The 1932-nt window shown below is 57.9% G+C and carries 1 protein-coding gene; it reads right to left on the bottom strand.

Annotated elements, in window-relative coordinates; all coding sequences use genetic code 11:
- Nucleotides 1-40 precede the first annotated feature (40 nt).
- A partial coding sequence (locus IEV82_RS23390) for a 7-cyano-7-deazaguanine synthase (protein WP_229748011.1) occupies nucleotides 41-1932 on the bottom strand: 1892 nt, incomplete at its 5' end.

Genomic DNA, 1932 nt, shown 5'->3' on the forward strand with positions numbered 1-1932 from the left:
TTCTGTGACATGACGCGTCGGCGCGCGTGACGCTGACGCTTCAGTCGGTGCTGGCGGATGGCACTATATCCAGAATATCCGACACCGCGATCTCGCGGCACCGGGGGTTGATTCGATAACCCGCACGCTCCTTTGTCTCAATGAACGTATCCTGATCCATGGCGATCCCGATCGACAGGTTCAGAGGTTCGAGGACCCTCCGCAGCCGCGTCAGCTGTTGACGCATCGACTGATCGGTGATGCCGAGGCTCTGCGCCAGGTCCGACGCTGGAAAATACGGAACCTCGGTCTGACGCTTCTTTGCCGTTCTGAAGCCATCCATCAGAGCGGCGACCAGTTTGAAATTCGTGCCGTCCAGCGCCAGATCGCCCCTGAAACACACGCGCTCCCGATCATCGTCGAATGCGAACTCAAGGTTCGGCGCTGCGAGCCGATCCATGAATGCTTTTGTGTCGGCGTCGTAGTTCGAGGGCGGTACAACTTCGACGTGACCTCGGTTGTTGCACGCAACGAGCAGTGAAGTCGCGGGCAGCTCGTTTCTGAACAGGGCTGTGCTTTGTTCGCTCAGCGCCAGCGAGATCACCGTCTCAACGGATTTCGCGTGGCGCTGAAACAGATCGAAGAGACGATCCCCTGCCTCGGAGGTCGGCACGCCCGGGAAGTGGCCGACCGCAGAAACGATCTCCGGAAAATCCACTAGGAACCGCTCCTTCGGCGTCGCCGAGATCTTCTTGAACAACGACACGTAGGCCAGTGCCATGCGCAAGTCGTTTTCATCACTTCGACCATCGAGAAGCAGGTCCTGCATGTAGCGATCTGACGGCTCGTATTCGCCCAACCCCGCCGCAAGGATGCCAAAGCGTCGATCGATACATTGCGAGCAAACACCGCAGTGCTTTTGAGCTTCGGTCCATTTCCGAGGGTGGGTACAGCTGACGGTCAGACTTAGCAGATCAGCCATCCCGGCCGCCGCGATCTTCTCGGTCACTTCCTTCTTGGTCAGCCATTGTAAAGGTGTGTGGATCTGGATCTGACGATTGAGGAGCAGCGAAAAGAGATGTTCAAGCCCACGCAGAACTTTCGGGTGGGTAGTCCGCGTCGCTCGACCACCAACAACGTCGCCCGCCAGCGGCAAATTGATACTCACCACGCCGTTTTCATAGAAACTGAAGCAGTCCTTGCCGGACATTCTGGCCACGACGAAGCCCAGGCATGCAAACAGGAAGGAACGGGTTCGCTGTGTGAATTCGCGAGGGAGAACACGTTCGTTGCTGACCCACACGGGAATATAGGACAGGTTCCCGTCAAATCCCTTACGCTTGAGCTCGCCGATGAGGCCTTCTTGAACCGAGCGGACCTTGGTCGACGAATAATGTCCAACCAGCGTGAGCGACCGACCGTTGGCCACAAGATCGGTGACGGCTCCGGCGAACGAGTCCACGCCACCAGAGAATAGGGCTACCGCGTCGTGTTCGTCGACGGGGTCAATAAGGCACTGAAAATACAGCTCCTTCAGTTGAACCGGCGTCTCGGCCTGCCGAAATTCGAATGAATAGCTGTCGTCAGAAAGAAACCCCAGCGTGTCAATCAGCGCTTCTTGAACCTCAGTGTCCTGCCAGACCTCCAGTTCCCGCACCGGGATCGAGAACCTGAGGCTCCGGCGCCAGCTTTCGCCGAACATCGCAAGCCGTTCCGATCCACGCTTCAGGCGCTGGTCGGCGCAACAGACATACGCAGCGACCTCCAACAGGTCGAGCAGCAGATCGGGCAGGTTCGCGAGCATCGTTCTGCTGATGTAATCGATGCGGAGGTTCACGTTCTTGCCCGGACCATGGACGTTCATGGCAATTGCCTCCTTGCAGGAGGCAGCGGTCACACCGCATTCGATCAAGTACTGCTTCACGTTTTCCCTCTCCGTAGTGCGAGTTCGGT

Source organism: Marivita lacus (genome assembly GCF_014637725.1).
Lineage (GTDB): Bacteria > Pseudomonadota > Alphaproteobacteria > Rhodobacterales > Rhodobacteraceae > Marivita > Marivita lacus.